5 protein-coding genes are annotated in these 4,209 nt (G+C 70.5%); all 5 read right to left on the minus strand.

Annotation, left to right across the window (positions count from 1 at the left end; all coding sequences use genetic code 11):
* On the minus strand, nt 1-328 hold a 328-nt coding region (locus XM50_RS00545; protein ID WP_046406486.1), incomplete at its 3' end, for an aldehyde dehydrogenase family protein.
* On the minus strand, nt 325-1,605 hold the full coding sequence (gene gabT / locus XM50_RS00550) for a 4-aminobutyrate--2-oxoglutarate transaminase (protein ID WP_046406487.1): 1,281 nt from the start codon (nt 1,603-1,605) through the stop codon (nt 325-327). The genes XM50_RS00545 and gabT, both read right to left, overlap by 4 nt.
* 96 nt (nt 1,606-1,701) lie before the next feature.
* Nucleotides 1,702-2,673 carry a LysR substrate-binding domain-containing protein gene (locus XM50_RS00555; protein ID WP_082102589.1) on the minus strand — a complete coding sequence of 324 codons (972 nt, stop codon included), beginning with the start codon at nt 2,671-2,673 and terminating at the stop codon, nt 1,702-1,704.
* Nucleotides 2,674-2,720: 47 nt separating this feature from the next.
* The gene (locus XM50_RS00560; protein WP_156167034.1) at nt 2,721-3,167 is read right to left on the minus strand and encodes a hypothetical protein; all 447 of its coding nucleotides are present in this window, start codon (nt 3,165-3,167) and stop codon (nt 2,721-2,723) included.
* Between the two features lie 83 nt (nt 3,168-3,250).
* Nucleotides 3,251-4,209, minus strand: a 959-nt coding sequence (locus XM50_RS00565) for an autotransporter outer membrane beta-barrel domain-containing protein (RefSeq protein ID WP_046406491.1), incomplete at its 5' end; no start/stop codon positions are given.

Consider the following 4,209-nt stretch of genomic DNA (forward strand, 5'->3'; position numbering starts at 1 on the left):
CGCCGCGCGCCTCGGCCAGCGGCTTGCCCTGCTCGGCCGTCATCAGCCGCGCGAGATCATCGGCATTGGCCAGCATGAGATCGTGCCAGCGGCGAAGGATCGCCGCGCGGTCGCCGGCGGAACGCGCCGCCCAGGCGACCTGTGCCGTCGTCGCCGCTTCGACCGCGCGGCTGGCGGCCGCAGCGCCATGCCGCGCGACCGAGCCTACCAGCGCGCCGGTGGCGGGATTGTGGACATCGAAAGTGCCACTGCCCGCATCATCCCATCGGCCGTCGATATAGGCGCCGGTGCGCAGCAGCGCGGCGTTGCCCAGGGTGAGCGCGGTCATGCCGCCAGCGCCCGCTCGATCGCGGCCAGCCCCTCATCCAGCACCGCGTCGGACGCGGTCAGCGGCACGAGGATCCGGATCGTTTCCCCGCTGGTCCCGCAGGCGAGCAGGATCAGCCCTTCATCCGCGGCGCGCATCGTCACCGCCTTGGCGCCGTTGACGGCGACCGCGCTGCCGCCGCGCTGCTCCATGATGTCGAAGGCGATCATCGCGCCCAGCCCGCGGATATTGCCGATCGGCAGCAGATCGCTTCGCGCGCTCATCGCGGTCAGCCGGTCCTTGGCACGCCGCCCGATCGCGTCGGCGCGGTCGAGCAGCCCCTCTTCCGCGATCACGTCGAGCACCGCGAGGGCAGCGGCGCAGGCAATCGGTGAGCCGCCATAGGTGCCACCCAGACCGCCCGGCTCAACCCGGTCCATGATCGCCGCGCGACCGATGACGCCCGACAGCGGCAGGCCACCGGCCATCGACTTGGCCACCGTCATCAGATCGGGCTCGACGCCGCTATGCTCGATGCCGAACATGCGGCCGGTGCGCGCGAAGCCGGTCTGCACCTCATCGGCGATCAGGAGGATGCCGTGCGCATCGCACAGGCGGCGAAGCTCCTGCAGCAATTCGGTCGGCGCGGCGTGGAAGCCCCCCTCCCCCTGCACCGGCTCGATGATGATCGCCGCGACATCCTCGGGCGAGAGATCCGCCGCGAAGAGATAGGTCAGCGCGCGCAGCGTATCCGCCACCTCCACACCCTGGTGCGGCACCGGGAACGGCAGGTGGTAGACCCCCGGCGTCGGCATGCCGAAGCCGCGCTTGTAGGGCGCGACCTTGCCGGTCAGCGCCATGGTCAGCGCGGTACGGCCGTGGAAGCCGCCGGTGAAGGCGATGACGCCCTGCCGCCCGGTTGCGGCGCGGGCGATCTTCACCGCATTCTCCACCGCCTCGGCGCCGGTGGTCAGCAGCAGCGTGCGCGCCTCCCCCGAGAAGGGCGCCAGCGCGTTCAGCCGCTCGGCCAGTTCGACATAGGGGCGGTATGCCGTCACCTGGAAGGCGACATGGGTATAAGCGTCGAGCTGCTCGCGCACCGCGGCCATGACGCGCGGGTGGCGATGGCCGACGTTCAGCACCGCGATGCCGCCCGCGAAATCGACGTAGCGGCGACCGTCCTCGTCCCAGATCTCGGCATTTTCCGCGCGGCTGACGAAGAGCGGAAGCCCGGTCGCCACACCAGCGGGAACCGCGGCCGATCGACGGCTCAACAGGTCAACATTGCTCACCGTCATCTCCTCCAGCTTCCGGGTGGCAAGTCTGCGATCCGGCGGCCGGGCGGCAAGTTGATTACGCTGGTTGGAACGGTGACTGGCGGTCACCAAGCCGGCTCAGTCGGGGGCGACGATGGCGCGTTCGATCCAGCGGCGGAAATCGGTGAGCGCAAGGCCGCGCCAGCGCGTGCGGCGCGTGGTGAGCATGTAGGAGCCGAGGTGAACGGGCGCGAAATCGCCGACCTCGACCAGCTCGCCGCGGCGGATGCTGTCGGCCACCAGCAGCGTGTTGGCGAGCGCCAGCCCCTGCCCGCGCCGGGCCGCGGCGAGCGTCAGGTGGCCCTGCCAGTAGCGCGGGCCGCCGAGATTTTCCGCCCCCGCGACGCCATGGCTTTCGAACCAGCGGCGCCACTGGTCGAAATTCGCCTCGTGCAGCAGCGGCAGGTTGAGGAGATCGGCGGGGGTTGCGACCGGCGGGAGGTCCGCGACGAAGGAGGGGCTGGCCACCGCCAGGATCCGCGGGCGGGCCAGTTCCTGGGTACGGAAATCGGGGTCGAGATCGGCCTTCTGCGCGTCGATGACGTAATGGATGTACGCGTCGACATCATGGCCGACCGCGCCGGGCGTGATCTCGATCGGCTGCAGTTCGAGCTGTATATCGGGGAAGGCGGCGGAGAAATTGCCGATGCGGCCGGTCAGCCATTCGGAGGCAAGGCCAGGGGCGCACCACAGGACGAGATTGCGGTCATCCTGCTGCGGCATGAAATCGAGCGCGGCGGCGGAGATTTCAGCGAGGCTGCGCGCAATGGTGCGGTGGAACCGGGCGCCATGCGGGGTCAGTTGCCCCGCGACGCCCGACGCGCGATCGAACAGCGGGACCCCGGCCCATTCCTCCAGCGCGCGCAGGTGGCGGCTGACCGCGGCGTGATCGACCGACAGCGCCTCCGCCGCGCGGCGGATGCCGCCGCAGGTGCCGATCGCCTCGAACGCCTTGAGCGCGGCGAATTGGGGCAGCAGCCGGCGCTGCTGCACCGTCAGGCCATAAACCGCAGGATTGTCCGACAGTCCGCTGTGTCCGTTGTTCGCCATGAGAACGCGATAACAGGTGACGGGGCGGGACTGTCAATCATGCGCGGTCACGGCTGGCGGAGGCGGGTGGTGGGGGCGCGCAGGAGGGTGGCGTTGGCGGGGTGGCGGGCGGCGATGAGGGCGGCCATGCGGGCGGCGCGGGCGGCGGGGGAGAGGCGATCGAGCGCGGCCTTCGTCGGCGCGTCGAGCGCGTAGAGGCGCCAGCCGCGCAGTACCATGCAATCCTCGATCGTGGGGGTTGCGACGGCCTCCCACGGCAAGGGCGCGGGGTTTTCCGGCCTGGGTGCGGCCTGTTTCTGGAGGGGAATGGCCGGGGTCAGCGCAGCGGCGGCCACATCCCCGCCGACCGCATCGGCATGGGGACCGGTGGTGATCATCCGGCAGCGGCGCAGCTCAGCGTCGACCATCGCGGGCGTCGCGCCGGGGCGGTTGTAGAAGGTGGCGGCGGGATCGGGGGTCGCCGCGAGAAGGAGCATGGCAGGCAGAAGCGACACCCGAACACCCTTCCCTGCTGGACACGGGGGCGGCGGTGCGGCCGCCCCCGTCCCGTTACGCCCGGTCCGTCAGAACCGCACCGTCACGCCGGCGCGATACGAGCGGTTGCGAACATCCTCGCGCCCGACCGTGCCGTCGAGCGCGACGGAGAACTCAAACCGTTCGGTGCCATAAGCGAGGCCGGCGGACAATTCGCCCCAGTTGCGGTCCTGCCCGGCGACGAGGAACGGCGCCTGGATGCCGTGCCGCCCGCGAGGCCGGCGAAGAACACGTCCGGCCGATCCTTGAAGTCATGAACGAAATAGGCCGAGGCGATCGGGCGGAAGCCGGCGCGGTTGCCGTCGAGCTGAAGCCCGGCGCGGCCCTGCACGCTGAGGAAATCGTCCTTGGCGATCGCCAGCGCCGGTCCGGTGCCGGTTTCGACCAGCGGGGTATATTCGATCCGGCTGGCGCGCACCGCGGCGCGCGGGGCGATGCGAAGCGCGTCACTGCCAAAGGCGTAGCTTGCGCCAAGTTCGGTCGAGAGCGCGAAGGAATTGTCGCGCCCGCGCAGGTCGAACGGCGTGCCGGCGAAGGTGCCGGTGCGATGGGTGCGCGATTCATACACGCCGGCGCTGAACTGCGTATCGAGCGCGGCGCCGAAATCCTCTCCCAGGCGGCCATACAGGGTACCCAGGATCAGCTTGCCATCGGTCTTGCGGCCGAGGCGACGATCGGCGTCGAGATCGGTATAGGACAGGCCGAAGCCGAGCACCGCCGTGTCGGTCACCTGCGCCTCAAGCCCGCCGGCGATGAAGAAGCCGTCGAACTTGTCACGCCCGCCGCCCAGGATCGTGCCGGGCATCGGCCGGCTGGAACCGTCGACATAGCCGCCCGCGAGATAGGCCGAGACCGTGCTGGGCAGCGCGCCTTCCCGAACGACCGTCGCCGGCGTGTCGCTGACCGTCTGCGGCTGGCCCGGCATGACTATGGCATTGGCGGCGAATTGCAGCGGCTTGCCGATCAACGCCACCTGACCGCCGGCGAAGCTGCCGGGGCGCA

Source organism: Sphingomonas sp. Ag1 (genome assembly GCF_000980895.1).
Classification (GTDB): domain Bacteria; phylum Pseudomonadota; class Alphaproteobacteria; order Sphingomonadales; family Sphingomonadaceae; genus Sphingomonas; species Sphingomonas panaciterrae.

Bases quoted from the DNA above. Each gene is read 5' to 3' on its own strand.
- gabT (WP_046406487.1), bottom strand. From the start codon at position 1,605: ATGACGGTGAGCAATGTTGACCTGTTGAGCCGTCGATCGGCCGCGGTT.
- XM50_RS00555 (WP_082102589.1), bottom strand. From the start codon at position 2,673: ATGGCGAACAACGGACACAGCGGACTGTCGGACAATCCTGCGGTTTAT.